The organism is Caballeronia concitans (assembly GCF_001544615.1).
Classification (GTDB): domain Bacteria; phylum Pseudomonadota; class Gammaproteobacteria; order Burkholderiales; family Burkholderiaceae; genus Caballeronia; species Caballeronia concitans.
The window spans coordinates 33553-49888 of sequence record NZ_FCNV02000008.1 but is presented as its reverse complement, the minus strand read 5'-3'; the positions used below and the strand labels follow the sequence as shown (position 1 = coordinate 49888).

Genomic DNA, 16336 nt, shown 5'->3' with positions numbered 1-16336 from the left:
ACCCGTCCCGGCGCGCCAGCGCCTTGCAACCACAGGAGATGAACGAGATGTTGAACAACGTCGAACTCATTTCGCGGCTCGTGTTGGCCGCGGCGCTCGGCAGCGTGATCGGCTTCGAGCGCGAGCGCCTTTCGTGGGCGGCGGGGCTGCGCACGCATATGCTCGTGTGCGTCGGGTCGGCGTTGATCATGATCGTGTCGGCGTTCGGTTTCGCCGATGCGCTCGGAAGCGATCACGTCGTGCTCGATCCATCGCGGGTCGCGGCGCAGGTCGTGTCGGGCATCGGATTCCTGGGCGCGGGATCGATCCTGATGCGCGGCGAAATCGTGCGCGGGCTGACGACCGCCGCGAGCTTGTGGTCCGTCGCGGCGATCGGGCTTGCGGTCGGCGGCGGGCTGTACACGGCGTCGATCGCGGCGACGGCGATCATCCTTCTCATTCTCGCGGGGCTGAAGCCGCTCGAACGCCGCTTCATCACCGTGCGGCAGCGCCGGCAACTGACGATGCTCGTCGATCGCGGCTCGCTCTCCTTTCACGGATTGCACGAGGCGCTCGGCCCGGGCAGCGTGCGCGTGAAGCAGTTCGTCGTGCAGCAAAGCGAGGAAACGCCGGAGCTGGATGAAGTGCAGGTCGAGCTTTCGCGCGTGTCGTCGCAGGAATATCGGGCGATCTGCGATCGTCTGCGGCAACTTCAGAGCGTCCGCGAGTTCCGCGAAGAAGAAGCGAATTGATCGATGGCGCGTTTATTCTTCTCAAAAAGCCCGCTGGATAAGGCGCGCAGCCGTGCGACAATGCGGCCTCTCGAAAATTGTTGCCTGACCGCATGACGGTTGCGCGCCGGCAGTGCCGCCGCAGCCTTTCGACCTATGCCAGATCCCGCAGTACCCCGACAATCCGACATCGACGACGACGACACCGCTGCATCCGCGAAGCTCCGGCGATCCGCTGAAGCGAACGCCGACATCGACGTCGACAGAAAGCTGAACCGCGCCGCGCGCTCCGCGCAACGTCTCGCCGATCTGAGCGATGGCCAGCGCTACGGCGAAACGCTCGATCTGTTCGCCGAGGACGCCGAGCGCGCCACGCTGCAGGCGATGAACACGGACATCCGCCAGGGCACGTTCGAAGGGTTCGAGTTGCCGGAGGTGTTTCTGGCTGCGGTGGAATCGACGGCGAAGCGGCGTGCGGCGCGCGCCAACGCGACGCCGCGCGAGCCGGTGGAAGCCGCGCAGCAGCAGGGCGATCTGATCGCGGATGCGCTCGCGCCTCGCCCGGCGACGCCAGGCAAAGCCGCCGCCATCGCACGGAAGGCGAGCGTGGCGTGGATCGCCGCGCCCGATCTCGTCCTCGACGGCGCCCGCGCAACGGCTTTCGCCGATACGGTCGATGCACTGCGCGCGGTCGTTTCCGAGCAACGCGCGACGGCTGCCGCCCACGCACGGCGCACGAAGACGCTGCTCACCATCACCTTCTGCGCCATGCTCACGACGCTCGCGGCCGGCATCGCGCAAACGGTGGTGCTGTTGCACGCCAGCCGCCCGGCGACCTTCGCTTTCCTGTCCGACGCCGATGCCACCGCATCGGCTGCCCGCATCGGGCGCTGATCCCACTTTTCCCGTTTCGCGCGGCGTCGTGTCGCGCATTTCGTCGCGCACGCCCGTCGCATGGACGCGTGCGTCTCGTCCCTGTTTATGAAAGCAGCGTGAAAGCGGTCAAATCGACCGACGATGTAGAAAAACTACCACATTTCTCGCCAAGAAATGTTGCATTGCACTAGAAATCCGGAAGGGGTATCCCTATAATCATTGCTAAGGGAAAACCCTCAATCACTAACCGGAGTCAGACATGAGCTACCTCTTCGCCCTGCTGCAAAAATTCGCTTCGATCTTCGAATCGCCGCACCTTCCGATGGATAAAGACTACTCGTATCAAGCACGTTTCCGTGAAGCGGAGCGTCAGCGCAAGGCACGCGGCACCGCATTCGGCGTTCGTCTGTAATGCGTCACTAAAGGCGGCGCGGGACATACCAAGCCAGCAAAATCCAACGGCGCAAGCCGGACACCCGCCCGCCAGCTTTCTCACAGTTCTGTAGTTTTTCTAGCCATTTCCGCACTTCGTCGTACGACGATTCTCCCCTCCGCGCTCGCCGCGCGACGCTTCATCTCTCCGCCGCTTTCCTCCCCGCCCGTTGCCGAATCCGCCGACGCGGTATTCTTTCGTCTCCTTCACTCTCACGCACCGAGCGCCCCATGACCGGCGACGTCCATTTCTACGATCCCAACGAAGGCCACCGCCTGCCCCACGACCCGTTCAAGGCGATCGTCGCGCCGCGCGTCATCGGCTGGATATCGAGCCGCGACGCGGACGGCAGCGTGAATCTCGCGCCGTACAGCTTCTTCGGCGCATTCGCGACGTTTCCGTACGTGATCGGCTTTTCGAGCGAAGGCCGCAAGGACAGCATCAGCAATATCGAGGCGACCGGCGAATTCGTCTGGAACATGTCGACGCGTCCGCTCGCCGAGCGCATGAACCGGACATCGGCGCCGGTGGCGCGCGGTATCGACGAATTCGAACTCGCGGGCTTGACGAAAGCGCCGGGCCGCAATGTCGGCGTGCCGCATGTGGCGGAATCGCCGGCGGCGCTCGAGTGCCGGCTGCTGCAAGTCGTCCGTCTGCACGATCTCGACGGCCAGCCAATGAACAACTGGCTCGCGCTCGGGCAGGTCGTCGGCGTCCATATCCGCAGCGAATTCCTGAAAGACGGTCTTTTCGATACCGCCGCCGCGCGCCCGATCATGCGCGCGGGGTATCGCGCCGACTACGCCGAGATCGGCGAAATGTTCCAGATGATCCGCCCGAGCGCCTGAGCGCCAGAGCGGCTCGGCGCGAACACGCGACCGAGCATCGAAAAACGCGCCGCGACTTGTCCCGGCGCGACACGCCAAAAACCGCACGCCTGTCTTCCCGCCTCTTCGCAAACCCTTGCCGGGCAAGGGTTTCGCCGCGCCTCGCGCCGAATCGTCATATTCCGTTGTCGTATTTCTTCATGTAGCTGTCGCAAATAGTCGGCTCGCGGCACTTTTTTCTAGCAACTATGTATGCACAGCGCGGACGGACGTCCGCCACGCTTTCCGGAGGTTTCAATGAATTCCCCCAAGGTGGTAGTCGAAGGGCTGTGCAAGGTGTTCGGCAATAGCCCGAAACAGGCGCTGGATATGCTGGCCGGCGGCGCGACGAAGGAAGAAGTCTTCTCGCGCACCGGGCAGATCGTGGGCGTCCATAACGTCTCGTTCGACGTCCAGGAAGGCGAGATTTTCGTCCTGATGGGACTGTCGGGTTCCGGCAAGTCGACGCTGATTCGTCTGATCAACCGGCTCGTCGATCCGACCGCCGGCAAGGTGCTGATCGACGGACGCGATGTCGCCGCCGTGCCGCGTTCCGAACTGACGGCGCTGCGCCGCAAGGACATGAGCATGGTGTTCCAGTCGTTCGCGCTGATGCCGCAACGCACCGTGCTTTCGAACGCGGCGTTCGGGCTGGAAGTCGCGGGCGTCGGACGCAAGGAGCGCGAAAAGCGCGCGATGACCGTGCTCGAACAGGTCGGCCTCGCGGCGTTCGCGCAGAAGCTGCCGTCGCAACTGTCAGGCGGCATGCAGCAGCGCGTCGGGCTTGCGCGGGCGCTCGCCGTCAATCCTTCGCTGATGATCATGGACGAAGCGTTCTCCGCGCTCGATCCGCTGAAGCGCAAGGAAATGCAGAACGTGCTGCTTGAGCTGCAGCGCGAGCAGCGCCGCACGATTCTCTTCGTGTCGCACGATCTGGAAGAAGCAATGCGCATCGGCACGCGCATCGCGATCATGGAAGGCGGCCGCGTGGTGCAGATCGGCACGCCGCAGGACATCATCACGAACCCCGCCGACGATTACGTCGAGGCGTTCTTCGAAGGCATCGACACGAGCCGCTATCTGACGGCCGGCGATCTGATGCAGACCGACGCCGTGCCGCTCATGAAGCACTCGCCGCAGATCGACGCAACGAGCGTCGCGGCGACGCTCAACGGCAGCGCCGATTACGCGTTCGTGCTCGACGCGCAACGCCGCATTCGCGGCTTCGTCGGTCGCGATTCGAACGGCAACGTCGCGCCGCAGATCAAACACATCGAATGCATCGAGCGCAGCATGACGCTCGACGACGTCGTGAACCGTGTGGTCGCGAGCCCCGCGCCGCTACCCGTCGTCGACGCGGACGGTTCGTATTGCGGTTCGGTCAACAAGACGAACGTACTGCAGGTTTTAACGCGCCATCGAGGTTCCCATGTCTGAAATCATTCCGCTCGGTAGCTGGGTCGATCAGGGCGTTCATTATCTGCTCGACCACGACGCCAAAACATTCGATTCCATCGGCAAGGTCATCGAGAGCTTTGCAGCGCTCATCGAACACGGCCTGCAATCCATTCCCATGTGGGCGCTGATGGCTTTCTTCGTCGGCATCGGCTTATGGCGCGTCGGCTGGCGATTCGCCGCGTTCACCTTGCTGTCGCTTTTGCTGATCTACGCGACGGGCTTCTGGGACCAGATGGTCATCACGCTGGGTCTTACGTTGTCCTCAACATTCATCAGCCTGTTGCTCGGTGTGCCGCTCGGCATCTGGACCGCGAAGAGCAAATACGTCGAAATGGCCGTGCGTCCCGTGCTCGACCTGATGCAGACGATGCCCGCCTTCGTGTACCTGATTCCCGCAGCCATGCTCTTCGGTCTCGGCCGTGTGCCCGGCATTCTGTCCACCGTCATCTTCGCGATGCCGCCCGCGGTGCGCCTCACGTCGCTCGGCATCAAGCATGTGAATCGCGAGATCGTGGAAGCGGGCCAGGCTTTCGGCTGCACGCCGTGGCAATTGCTCTACAAGGTGCAGATTCCGAACGCGTTGCCGTCGATCATGACGGGCGTGAACCAGACGATCATGATGGCGCTCTCGATGGTCATCATCGCGTCGATGGTCGGTGCGGGCGGCCTGGGCAACGACGTGCTCGCGAGCATTCAGCGGCTCGATATCGGCCTGGGCTTCGAGAGCGGCTTGTCCGTGGTGTTGCTCGCGATCGTCCTCGATCGCATCACGGAAAGCTTCGGACGTTCGCCCGGCATGGCGCGCGCCCCGCTTCTCTCGGGCATCCGCAGCGTGATGCGTGTGCGCCGCGCGCCGGCTGCGCAGCAAGGTTGATGCGCATATGAAGCGCGACGCGATCGTTCCGGCTGCCAGCGAATCGCCGCTTGCGAATCTCTCGCACTTCGGCTTCCTGACGCTGCCGAACTTCTCGATGATCGCGTTCACGAGCGCGGTCGAGGTGCTGCGCATGGCCAACTACGTGGGCCGCGCGCAGCACTATCGATGGTCCGTCATCACGCCCGACGGCGAGCCGGCGCGCGCGAGCAACGGCATCACCGTGAAGCCGACGACCACGCTGGACGAAGCCGGCATGCCCGACGTGCTGATCGTCTGCGCGGGCTGGCACGTGGCCGATTATGTCGACGACACCGTGATCTCGCTCCTGCAACGCGTGCACGACGCGGGCATTCCGCTCGGCGGCATCTGCACCGGTCCCTATGCGCTGCTCGCGGCGAAGCTGCTCGACGGCTATCGTTGCACCGTGCATTGGGAAGACATGTCGCCGCTCAACAAGCGCTTTCCGCACGTGCGCTTCGCCGATGAGCTCTTCGTGATCGATCGCGATCGCGTGACCTGCACGGGCGGCACCGCGCCGCTCGATCTCATGCTCAATCTCGTCGGCCTGAGGCTCGGGCAAGCGGTCGCGGCGCAGGTGTCGGAGCAGTTCATCGTCGAACGCATACGCGGTTCGAGCGACTATCAGCACATTCCCGTCGATGCGCGCGTCGGCTTCTCGCGAGCGGAACTCGTGGAAGTCGTGCGCCTGATGGAAGCCAACATCGAAGAGCCGCTCTCGCTCGAAGAACTCGCGCGGCTCGTTCATCTGTCGCAACGACACTTGCAGCGCATGTTCAAGATGTTCCTCAACGTATCGCCGACGCATTACTATCTGACGCTGCGCCTGCGACGCGCCCGCGATCTCTTGCGCAACACCGATGCATCGATTGCGCGCGTGACGAGCATCTGCGGATTTCATTCGCCTTGCCATTTCAGCAAGGCGTATCGCGCGCAATTCGGACATGCGCCGAGTGTCGAGCGGCGTCTTTCTGCGTGACGCCGTTCGAACGCTACGTCCGATAATCCGTCTTGCCGCCTTCGATCATCCGCAACGCGGCCTGCCATTGCAGCGCGGTCACGCCCTCGATCTCGTCGCTTCGATACTGAGCGGCAGTGACTTCGCACACTTTCGCCGATGGCAGATTCAGTTCGCCGCCGCCCGCGAGCGCCCGCAACTGAATCTCGCACGCGCGCTCCAGAAAGTACATCTCCTGAAACGCGGTCGGAATGGACGGGCCGCACGTGAGCAGGCCGTGATTGCGCAGGATCATCGCGTTATGCAGGCCGAGATCGTTGACGAGGCGATCGCGCTCCGCGAGATCGAGCGCAATGCCTTCGTAGTCGTGATACGCGAGATGCCCGTAGTACTTCAACGCGTGCTGGCTGATCGGCAAGAGGCCTTTCTTCTGCGCGGATACGGCTGCACCGGCGGGCGTATGCGTATGCACGACGCACACCACATCGGGCCGCGCCATATGAATGGCCGAGTGAATGGTGAAGCCCGCGGGATTCACGAGGTATCGCTCGGGATGAGCGGGATCGGCATCGACGGGGCGGCCTTCGCTATCGATACGCACGAGATCCGACGCGCGCATTTCGTCGAAGAGCACGCCGTACCGGTTGATGAGAAAGTGATGCTCCGGCCCCGGCACGCGCGCGCTGATGTGCGTGAAGATCATGTCGGTCCAGCGGAAATGCGCAATCACGCGATACAGCGCCGCGAGATCGCAGCGCAATGCCCATTCTTCCTGCGAATAACCGTGAGTCTCCATGCCGCTTCTCCTTGGGTGGATGGCCGCGGAAAACGTCGGACAGATGTGCTAGATCGCCTGCGCGCGGCCGGGGAAAGTTTCGTCGTAGTCCATTGCGTGATGCACTTCTTCTGCGTCCTGCGCGCCGCGTTGCTCGCGATACATCATCGGCGGCAAGCCGAACTGCTTGCGGAATTCGCGGCCCAGATGCGATGCATCCGAGAAGCCGCAACTCGATGCGATATCGGCCACCGTCTTGTCCGAACTCGTCAGCAGCCACGCGGCCGTGCGCAAACGCACCTGCTTCGCATACGCTTGCGGCGCCTTGCCCGTCTCCGACTTGAAGAGACGTTCGAGCTGGCGCGTGGACATGTCGAGCTTGTGCGCGAGTTCATCGAGAGATAACGAGCGGCCCACGTGCTGCTCCATCAGCAGTATCGCGCGCTTGACCTTCGGATGCGTGGCGGGCGCGAGACCCGGCGGATGCGGTTGCGGCGCGTTGCCCTTTTGCATGTCGTCGACGAGCAGAATGCGCAGCGCCTTCTGCACCGTCGCGGTTTCGAAGTGACGCAGCAGGATGGCGGCGGCCACGTCGATGGAAGCGCGCCCGCCCGAACATGTGATGCGCCTTCTGTCGATCACGAAGAGCCGGTCCGCGACGAGCATCTGCTCGTCCGCCTGCGGAAAGCGCTCGACGAAGTCCCAGTAGTGGAACCAGCTCACACATACGCGATGACCGTCGAGCACGCCCGCGCGCATCAGCGTGAAGACGCCCGTGCACATGCCGACAATGGTGGCTTCCGCAGCGGCGGCGCGGCGGATGAACTGCAGCGTGGCGTCGCTCGCGGATGGTCCCGAATGCAACAGGCCGCCGACCACGACGACGTAATCGAACGGCTCGGCGTTCTCGAACGTCTCCCACGGCGTGATCTGAATGCCGCAACTGGCGCGCACGGGCGCGAGCGTTTCGCCGATCACGCTCCACGAGCAGCGCACGGGGCGGCTGAAATCGCCTTCGTCGGCGGAGAGGCGCAGCAGATCGACGAAGCCGGAGAACGCGGTCAGCGTGAAGTTCGGCAACAGCACGATGCCGAAGCGAATACGCGATTTCGATTGGCCGTCGATGGAGAGCGGCGGAAGTGACTCGGCGGGGTTCATGCGCGTGAATTGCGGCGGCTGGAATTATGCAGCGAGCATAACACCGGCCGCGCATCGCGCGAGCATGATCGGAATGAGGGACGCCACGCAGTGAGACGTGGCGTGAAGACAGCTGATTTAAGCGCCGAGCACGGCGAACGCCCAGGAGAACACGCCGCCGATGAGCGCGCCCGTCGAACGGCCGAGCAGACTCGCGATGGTGTAGTCGCCCCAGCGTTGTTCGACTTCCGCCTTCAACACGCCGAAGTAGCGCAGCACGGGGCCGAGCGAGCACACGACGACGAGCGCGGCCCACACGGGCGCTTCCCGCGTGAGCAGGCGTTCGGGCGAAAGGATGCCTAAAGCCTGAAGCACGCCGACGACACCAGCGCCGACGACGAACGCGAAAACCCAGGACTTGAAGAACTGATCGGGAAGGGCGTGACTTTCCATTGCTGCAAACCGTTGAACGAGGGAAATCGGTAAAGAGAGGCGTGCTCTCGCGACCTAGGGAATATACCGAGGCCCACCCGTTCAGCCTTTCAGAGCAATCTCAAAAAACTCCCGATTTCCAACGAAACCGCGCGGCAACGTGCCATGCGAAGCGTGCGAAAGAACGCGCTGACGCCGCCATCCCATTTCCATGCCGTTTTTGTTCTATCAGCGGGAATTGCGGTTTGGTGCAATGAGGCCATGTCGTGATCGGGTGATGAACCGGCCACGCATGCGAACCGCCAACCCTGAGGGCACGCCATGAATGTCAGCGTTTTCGATCTGTTCAAGATCGGCATCGGTCCTTCCAGCTCGCATACCGTCGGGCCGATGATCGCGGCATGCCGCTTTGCATCGCATATCGAGGATGCGAATCTGCTTGCGTTCGTCACGCGCGTGCGGGTCGAACTGTTCGGCTCGCTCGGTGCGACCGGCAAGGGCCACGGCACCGACAAGGCCGTGCTGCTCGGTCTCGAAGGCAATCTGCCCGATCTGATCGATCCCGACGTCATCGCGCCGCGTCTGAGGGAGATTCGCGAGAAGCGGTGCCTGATGCTGCTCGGCAAGCACGCCATTGCGTTCGACGAGCGCGAACATATCGGCTTCTATCGCAAGCTGATGCCGGGCGCGGCGGGATCGAGCATCGTGCATCCGAACGGCATGCGCTTTCAGGCGTTCGACGAACACGGCCAGTTGCTCGTCGAGAAAGAGTATTACTCGATCGGCGGCGGCTTCGTGGTGAATCGCGAAGGCGATCGCGTGAACGGCGTGCGCGCGGGCGCGAACGTGCCGTATCCGTTTCGCACCGGCGACGACCTCATGCGCATCTGCCGGGAGACAGGTCTGTCTATCGCCGATATCGCGATGAAGAACGAATGCGCGAATCGCAGCGAACAGGACGTGCGCGAAGGCATGCTCGCCGTGTGGCGCGTGATGGCCGCATGTGTCGAGCGCGGCTGCAAGGAACGCGGCGAATTGCCCGGCCCGATGCACGTCAAGCGCCGCGCAGCGGACCTGTCCGCGCAATTGCGCTCGCGTTCCGAAGAGTCGCTGCGCGATCCGTTGTCGATGCTCGACTGGGTCAATCTCTACGCGATGGCCGTCAACGAAGAGAACGCATCGGGCGGGCGCGTGGTGACCGCGCCGACGAACGGTGCGGCCGGCGTGATCCCCGCCGTGCTGCATTACTACGTCAAGTTCATGCACGGCGCGAACGATGAAGGCATCGTGCGCTTTCTTCTGACGGCAGCGGCCATCGGCATCATCTACAAGGAAACCGCGTCGATCTCGGGCGCGGAAGTGGGCTGTCAGGGCGAAGTGGGCGTCGCGTGCTCGATGGCCGCCGCCGCGCTCGCGGCCGTCATGGGCGGCACGCCCGCGCAAGTGGAAAACGCCGCTGAAATAGGCATGGAACACAACCTCGGCATGACGTGCGATCCCGTCGGCGGCCTCGTGCAGATTCCCTGCATCGAGCGCAACGCGATGGGCGCGATCAAGGCGATCAACGCCGCGCGCATGGCGATGAAGGGCGACGGCACGCATTACGTGTCGCTCGATTCCGTCATCAAGACGATGCGCGAAACGGGCGCGGACATGAAGACGAAATACAAGGAGACGTCGCGCGGCGGGCTGGCCGTGAACGTCATCGAGTGCTGAAACACCGCTACGAAACAAGGGAAACACCATGAGCCGCTATTCGATATTCAGCCTGCTGCGCAACGGCATGTCGTATCACGAGAACTGGGAGCGCCAGTGGCGCAGTCCCGAGCCCAAGCGCGAATACGACGTGGTGATCGTCGGCGGCGGTGGGCATGGTCTCGCGACTGCGTATTACCTCGCGAAGGAACATGGCATCACGAACGTCGCGATTCTCGAGAAGGGTTGGATCGGCGGCGGCAACACGGCGCGCAATACGACCATCGTTCGATCCAACTATCTGTGGGACGAATCCGCCGCGCTGTATGAAAAGGCGATGAAGCTGTGGGAAGGGCTTTCGCAGGACCTCAACTACAACGTCATGTTCAGCCAGCGCGGCGTGATGAATCTCGCGCATACGCTGCAGGACGTGCGCGATACCGAGCGCCGCGTGAACGCGAACCGTCTCAACGGCGTCGATGCCGAGTTCCTCACGCCCGCGCAGATCAAGGAAATCGAGCCGACCATCAACCTGAATAGCCGCTATCCGGTGCTGGGCGCATCCATTCAGCGACGCGGCGGCGTCGCGCGTCACGATGCGGTCGCGTGGGGCTTCGCGCGCGGCGCGGACCAGGCGGGCGTCGACATCATTCAGAACTGTCAGGTGGTAGGCATTCGTCGCGACGGCAACCGCGTGACCGGCGTCGATACGACCAAAGGCCATATCAAGGCGAAGAAGGTTGCGATCGTCGCGGCGGGCAACACGACGACGCTCGCGGACATGGCCGGCGTGCGCCTTCCGCTCGAAAGCCATCCGCTGCAGGCGCTGGTGTCCGAGCCGATCAAGCCGGTGGTCAACACTGTCGTCATGTCGAACGCGGTGCATGCGTATATCAGCCAGTCCGACAAGGGCGATCTCGTGATCGGCGCGGGCGTCGATCAATACACGGGCTTCGGACAGCGCGGCAGCTTTCACATCATCGAAGGCACGCTGGAAGCGATCGTCGAGATGTTCCCCGTGTTCTCGCGCGTGCGCATGAACCGGCAGTGGGGCGGCATCGTGGATGTATCGCCGGATGCGTGCCCGATCATCAGCAAGACCGACGTGAAGGGCCTGTATTTCAATTGCGGATGGGGTACGGGCGGCTTCAAGGCAACGCCGGGTTCCGGCTGGGCGTATGCGCACACCATCGCGAAGGACGAGCCGCATCCGTTGAATGCGCCGTTCTCGCTGGATCGTTTCTATACCGGCCATCTGATCGACGAACACGGCGCTGCTGCCGTTGCGCACTGAAGGGAGAGGACACATGTTGCTGATCGAATGCCCCTGGTGCGGGCCGCGCGCCGAAACCGAATTCTCCTGCGGCGGCGAAGCGGATATCGCGCGCCCGCTGGATACCGACAAGCTCACCGACAAGGAATGGGGCGACTATCTCTTCATGCGCCGTAATCCGCGCGGCGTGCATCGCGAGCAATGGATGCATGCGCAGGGCTGCCGTCGCTGGTTCAAGGTTCAGCGCGACACGGTGAGCTATGAGATTCAGGGCTACGAGACGTTCGACCGTCCGCTGGCTGCAATGGACAACAAGGAAGGAGCGTCGAAATGAGCCAGAAAGACCGACTCGCCACGGGCGGGCGCATCAATCGCGCCATCGCGCTGACGTTCACGTTCAACGGCAAGACGTATCAGGGCTTTCAGGGCGACACGCTCGCCTCCGCATTGCTCGCGAACGGACAGCACTTCGTCGCGCGTAGCTGGAAGTATCACCGGCCACGCGGCATCGTGACGGCGGGTGTCGAAGAGCCGAATGCCGTCGTGCAGCTTGAAAAAGGCGCTTATACGGTGCCGAACGCGCGCGCGACGGAAGTCGAGCTGTATCAGGGACTCGTTGCCGAGAGCGTGAACGCGAAGCCGAACATCGAGAACGATCGCATGGCGGTCAATCAGAAGATCGCGCGCTTCATTCCGGCGGGCTTCTACTACAAGACGTTCATGTGGCCGCGCAAGATGTGGCCGAAGTACGAAGAAGTGATCCGCGATGCAGCCGGTCTCGGCAAGGCGCCCGAACAGCGCGATGCGGACCGCTACGACAAGTGCTTCGCGCATTGCGACGTGCTCGTGGTCGGCGGCGGACCGTCGGGTCTCGCTGCTGCGTATGCGGCGGGTCTGTCGGGTGCGCGCGTGATGCTCGTCGACGATCAGCCGGAACTCGGCGGCTCGCTCTTGTCGTGCCGCGCCGAGATCGATGGCAAGTCCGCGCTGCAATGGGTGCAGAAAGTGGAAGCCGAATTGCGAAAAATGCCTGACGTGAAGATACTTTCGCGCAGCACGGCGTTCGGCTATCAGGACCACAACCTCGTCACGGTGACGCAGCGTCTGACCGAACATCTGCCTGTGTCGATGCGCAAGGGCACGCGCGAACTGATGTGGAAAGTGCGTGCGAAGCGCGTGATTCTCGCGACGGGCGCGCACGAGCGTCCCATCGTGTTCGGCAATAACGATTTGCCGGGCGTGATGCTGGCATCGGCGGTATCCACGTATCTGCATCGCTATGCGGTGCTGCCGGGCCGCAACGCCGTCGTGTTCACCAACAACGACGACGCGTATCAATGCGCGCTCGATCTCAAGGCAGCGGGCGCGAACGTGACGGTCGTCGATCCGCGTCCGATGGAATCGAAAGGCGCATTGCCCGCAGCCGCGCGGCGCTATGGCGTGCGCGTGCTCAACGAAGCGGTCGTGACCGCGGCGCACGGCAAGCTGCGCGTGTCGTCGGTGGAAGTGGCCGCGTATGCGAAGGGACAAGTCGGCGCGAAGCAAACGGACCTGCCTTGCGATCTCGTCGCGATGTCGGGCGGATGGAGCCCCGTGCTGCATCTCTTCGCGCAATCGGGCGGGAAGGCGCACTGGCACGACGAGAAAGCGTGCTTCGTTCCCGGCAAGGCGATGCAGGCCGAAAGCAGCGTCGGCGCATGCGCGGGCGAATTCACGCTGGCGCGCGGCATTCGCTTCGGTCTCGATGCAGGCGCGGAAGCGGCGCGCGCGGCAGGGCACATCGTCGCGCGGCCGGAAGCGGTGAAAGTGGCAGAAATCGTGGAAGCGCCGTTGATGCCGCTGTGGATCGTCGGCGGTCGCGAGCTTGCCACGCGCGGTCCGAAGCAGTTCGTCGATTTCCAGAACGACGTATCCGCCGCCGACATCTATCTCGCGGCGCGTGAAGGCTTCGAATCCGTCGAGCACGTCAAGCGTTATACGGCGATGGGCTTCGGCACCGATCAGGGCAAGCTCGGCAACATCAACGGCATGGCGATTCTTGCGCAAGCGCTCGGCAAGACCATTCCGGAAACGGGCACGACCACGTTCCGTCCGAACTACACGCCGGTGACGTTCGGCACGTTCGCGGGCCGCGAGCTGGGCGAGTTTCTCGATCCGGTGCGCAAGACCGCCATTCACGAATGGCACGTGCAGAACGGCGCGATGTTCGAGGATGTCGGCAACTGGAAGCGGCCGTGGTACTACCCGCGCGGCAACGAGGACATGCACGCGGCGGTCGCGCGCGAGTCGCTCGCGGTGCGCGAAAGCGTCGGTATTCTGGATGCATCGACGCTCGGCAAGATCGACATTCAAGGCCCCGATGCGGCCAAGCTGCTCAACTGGGTCTATACGAACCCGTGGAGCAAGCTGGAAGTGGGCAAGTGCCGTTATGGCCTGATGCTCGACGAAAACGGCATGATCTTCGACGATGGCGTGACCGTGCGCCTCGCCGAACATCACTACATGATGACGACGACCACCGGCGGCGCGGCGCGCGTGCTCACGTGGCTCGAACGCTGGCTGCAGACCGAATGGCCCGACATGCGCGTGCGCCTCGCATCGGTGACGGATCATTGGGCGACCTTCGCCGTCGTCGGTCCGAACAGCCGCAAGGTGTTGCAGAAGGTGTGTCAGGACATCGACTTCGCTAATGGCGCGTTCCCGTTCATGAGCTATCGCGATGGCACGGTGGCGGGTGCATCGGCGCGCGTGATGCGCATCAGCTTCTCGGGCGAGCTGGCCTATGAAGTGAACGTGCCGGCGAACGTGGGCCGCGCGGTATGGGAAGCGTTGATGGAAGCGGGCGCGGAATTCGACATCACGCCTTACGGCACGGAAACGATGCACGTGCTGCGCGCGGAGAAGGGCTACATCATCGTCGGGCAGGACACGGACGGCTCGATGACGCCGTACGACCTCGGCATGGGCGGGCTCGTCGCGAAGTCGAAGGACTTCATCGGCAAGCGTTCGCTCACGCGCTCGGATACTGCGAAGGCGGGACGCAAGCAGTTCGTCGGCTTGCTCACGGACGATCCGTCGTTCGTGCTGCCCGAAGGCGCGCAGATCGTCGCGGGTCCGTTCCAGGGCGATACCGCGCCGATGCTCGGTCATGTCACGTCGAGCTATTTCAGCCCTGTTTTGAAGCGTTCGATTGCGTTGGCCGTCGTGAAGGGCGGCCTCGACAAGATCGGCGAATCGGTCACGATCCCGCTTGCGGGCGGCAAGCAGATCAACGCAAAGATCACCAGTTCGGTGTTCTACGACAGCGAAGGAGCACGTCAGCATGTTGAATGAAACCAGAGGTTCCTCGACTGTCGTCGATCGCGTGACGGTCGGGCAGGGCGTGTGGCAGGAGTCGCCGCTCGTGGGCGCCGATGCGTTGATGAAGGCGCATCAGGCGGGCGCATCGAAGGCGTTTCGTTTGACGGAGCGTCCGTTCCTGCAACTCGTGAACGTGCGCGGCGATACGCGCGACGCGGCCTTCGTGCAAGCGGTGCAGAGCGTGATCGGCTGTGCGCCGCCTGAGAGGCCGAACACCATCGCGAAGGGCAACGGCTACGACATGCTGTGGCTCGGCCCGGACGAATGGCTCGTGGTGTCGGAAGTCGCGCATGATGCGTCGCGCATCGCGCCGCTCGAAGCACGTTTGCGCGATGCGTTCGCGGGCGCGTTTGCGTCGGCGGTGGATATCGGCAGCGGCTACACGGTGCTCGATATCGACGGACCGCGCACACGCGATGTGCTGTCGCGCGGCTGCCCGCTCGACCTGCATCCGAAGATGTTCGGCGTGGGACAGTGTGCGCAGAGCCATTACTTCAAGGCGTCGATCACGCTCGTGCCGCTCGGTGCGGATCGCTTCGAGATCATCGTGCGCCGGAGCTTCGCGGATTACTTCGTGAAGATCATGCTCGATGCAGCCGAGCCGTTGCTGTCGTGAAGCCCTTCGAGCCTTTTCATGCGGGCGGCCGGGGCTGGCGCGTCATCGTCGATGAACTCGTCGTGATGACGCGCATCGGGCTGTACGAGCACGAGCATCGTGCGCCGCAGCCCGTGTCCATCGATGCGAGCCTGCGCTATCGTGACATGCCGAACGAAGCGCGGCTCATCGATTACGAAGCGTGGTGCAATCGCGTGACCGCGTATCTGCAGGACAAGCCGCATACGCGCCTGCTCGAAACGCTCGCGGTGGAAATCGCCGCGTTATCGTTCGATGAATGGCCCGCGCTCGATGCGCTCACGCTCAGCCTGCATAAGCCGAAGATTCGCGAAGGCACGAAGAGGCTCGCACTCGAGCTGGACTGGAATCGTTCGGACTACGATGCATGGTGTGCGCATCAGGCGCTCGCCGTATCGATCGCATGAACGCATCGCGCGATACGGCGGCGCGTTTGTCCGAACGCGCATGCAAGGGCCATGACGCGCATGCGGCGCTCGCGCTGCTCGATCGCAGCATCGCGCTGAAACACAGGCGCATTGCGCTGATTCGCTACCTGCATGCGCAATATCTCGATGCGCCGCTCGAAGCGCATCATCACGAATACGTGAAGGGCATTGCGGCGAAGCTGAGCGTCGATGCGTTGATGCGCATCGCCGCCGCCGCGCGTGCGCGTTACGACGCCTGAACCTTTCGACGACTCGCTTTCGCGCACGGCACGCACGTCGAGCGCAACCAAATATCACATCTACCCACAAATCACATCCCGCCTCGGAACGGCTCAAAACTAAAATGCCGTCTCCTAGCGGCGAATCGCGAGCCTTTCGCATGTGAGACGCCAGAGCGTCAACCCGG

17 protein-coding genes are annotated in these 16336 nt (G+C 63.3%); 14 read left to right on the top strand and 3 right to left on the bottom strand.

The window, feature by feature from the left end:
* Positions 1-47 precede the first annotated feature (47 nt).
* The 7 genes from AWB72_RS18275 (at position 48) to AWB72_RS18250 (ending at position 6217) form a co-directional block, all read left to right on the top strand.
* Complete coding sequence (locus AWB72_RS18275; RefSeq protein WP_040050622.1) at positions 48-731, top strand: MgtC/SapB family protein; 684 nt, start codon at positions 48-50, stop codon at positions 729-731.
* Between the two features lie 135 nt (positions 732-866).
* On the top strand, positions 867-1604 hold the full coding sequence (locus tag AWB72_RS18270) for a hypothetical protein (RefSeq protein WP_052449876.1): 738 nt from the start codon (positions 867-869) through the stop codon (positions 1602-1604).
* 241 nt (positions 1605-1845) lie between these two features.
* A complete protein-coding gene (locus tag AWB72_RS29185) occupies positions 1846-1998 on the top strand; it encodes a hypothetical protein (protein WP_167550966.1) in 153 nt (50 codons plus the stop codon).
* Positions 1999-2249: 251 nt separating this feature from the next.
* Complete coding sequence (locus tag AWB72_RS18265) at positions 2250-2867, top strand: flavin reductase family protein (protein ID WP_040050570.1); 618 nt, start codon at positions 2250-2252, stop codon at positions 2865-2867.
* A gap of 276 nt (positions 2868-3143) precedes the next feature.
* Positions 3144-4322 (top strand): quaternary amine ABC transporter ATP-binding protein, encoded by a 1179-nt coding sequence (locus tag AWB72_RS18260; RefSeq protein WP_040050569.1) that lies wholly within the window; start codon positions 3144-3146, stop codon positions 4320-4322.
* Positions 4315-5217, top strand: a complete 903-nt coding sequence (choW, locus tag AWB72_RS18255; protein ID WP_040050568.1) for a choline ABC transporter permease subunit — start codon at positions 4315-4317, stop codon at positions 5215-5217. The genes AWB72_RS18260 and choW overlap by 8 nt, the downstream gene beginning before the upstream one ends.
* Before the next feature lie 7 nt (positions 5218-5224).
* Entirely contained in the window at positions 5225-6217 is a 993-nt protein-coding gene (locus AWB72_RS18250) for a GlxA family transcriptional regulator (protein ID WP_040050620.1), read from the top strand.
* A 13-nt stretch (positions 6218-6230) separates the two neighbouring features.
* Here the strand turns inward: AWB72_RS18250 and AWB72_RS18245 are convergent, their stop codons facing one another.
* From AWB72_RS18245 to AWB72_RS18235, 3 genes are all read right to left on the bottom strand, one after another.
* The gene (locus AWB72_RS18245; protein ID WP_040050567.1) at positions 6231-6992 is read right to left on the bottom strand and encodes a class II aldolase/adducin family protein; all 762 of its coding nucleotides are present in this window, start codon (positions 6990-6992) and stop codon (positions 6231-6233) included.
* A gap of 48 nt (positions 6993-7040) precedes the next feature.
* Positions 7041-8129 (bottom strand): GlxA family transcriptional regulator, encoded by a 1089-nt coding sequence (locus tag AWB72_RS18240; RefSeq protein WP_040050566.1) that lies wholly within the window; start codon positions 8127-8129, stop codon positions 7041-7043.
* 117 nt (positions 8130-8246) lie between these two features.
* A complete protein-coding gene (locus AWB72_RS18235; RefSeq protein WP_040050565.1) occupies positions 8247-8561 on the bottom strand; it encodes a hypothetical protein in 315 nt (104 codons plus the stop codon).
* Between the two features lie 300 nt (positions 8562-8861).
* On the opposite strand from AWB72_RS18235, the gene AWB72_RS18230 reads away from it, so the two are divergent.
* The 7 genes from AWB72_RS18230 to AWB72_RS18200 are packed head-to-tail and all read left to right on the top strand — an operon-like array spanning position 8862 to position 16169.
* Entirely contained in the window at positions 8862-10256 is a 1395-nt protein-coding gene (locus AWB72_RS18230; RefSeq protein ID WP_040050564.1) for an L-serine ammonia-lyase, read from the top strand.
* 28 nt (positions 10257-10284) lie between these two features.
* On the top strand, positions 10285-11529 hold the full coding sequence (locus AWB72_RS18225; RefSeq protein WP_040050563.1) for a sarcosine oxidase subunit beta family protein: 1245 nt from the start codon (positions 10285-10287) through the stop codon (positions 11527-11529).
* Between the two features lie 13 nt (positions 11530-11542).
* Positions 11543-11842: a sarcosine oxidase subunit delta gene (locus AWB72_RS18220; protein WP_040050562.1), complete on the top strand. Its 300-nt coding sequence runs from the start codon at positions 11543-11545 to the stop codon at positions 11840-11842.
* Positions 11839-14841 carry a sarcosine oxidase subunit alpha family protein gene (locus AWB72_RS18215; RefSeq protein WP_040050561.1) on the top strand — a complete coding sequence of 1001 codons (3003 nt, stop codon included), beginning with the start codon at positions 11839-11841 and terminating at the stop codon, positions 14839-14841. Before AWB72_RS18220 ends, AWB72_RS18215 begins: the two co-directional genes overlap by 4 nt.
* Positions 14831-15484, top strand: coding sequence for a sarcosine oxidase subunit gamma (locus AWB72_RS18210; RefSeq protein WP_040050560.1), 654 nt, complete (start codon positions 14831-14833; stop codon positions 15482-15484). Before AWB72_RS18215 ends, AWB72_RS18210 begins: the two co-directional genes overlap by 11 nt.
* The gene (locus AWB72_RS18205) at positions 15481-15909 is read left to right on the top strand and encodes a dihydroneopterin aldolase (protein WP_040050559.1); all 429 of its coding nucleotides are present in this window, start codon (positions 15481-15483) and stop codon (positions 15907-15909) included. Before AWB72_RS18210 ends, AWB72_RS18205 begins: the two co-directional genes overlap by 4 nt.
* Positions 15906-16169, top strand: coding sequence for a hypothetical protein (locus AWB72_RS18200; RefSeq protein WP_040050558.1), 264 nt, complete (start codon positions 15906-15908; stop codon positions 16167-16169). Before AWB72_RS18205 ends, AWB72_RS18200 begins: the two co-directional genes overlap by 4 nt.
* Positions 16170-16336 lie beyond the last annotated feature (167 nt).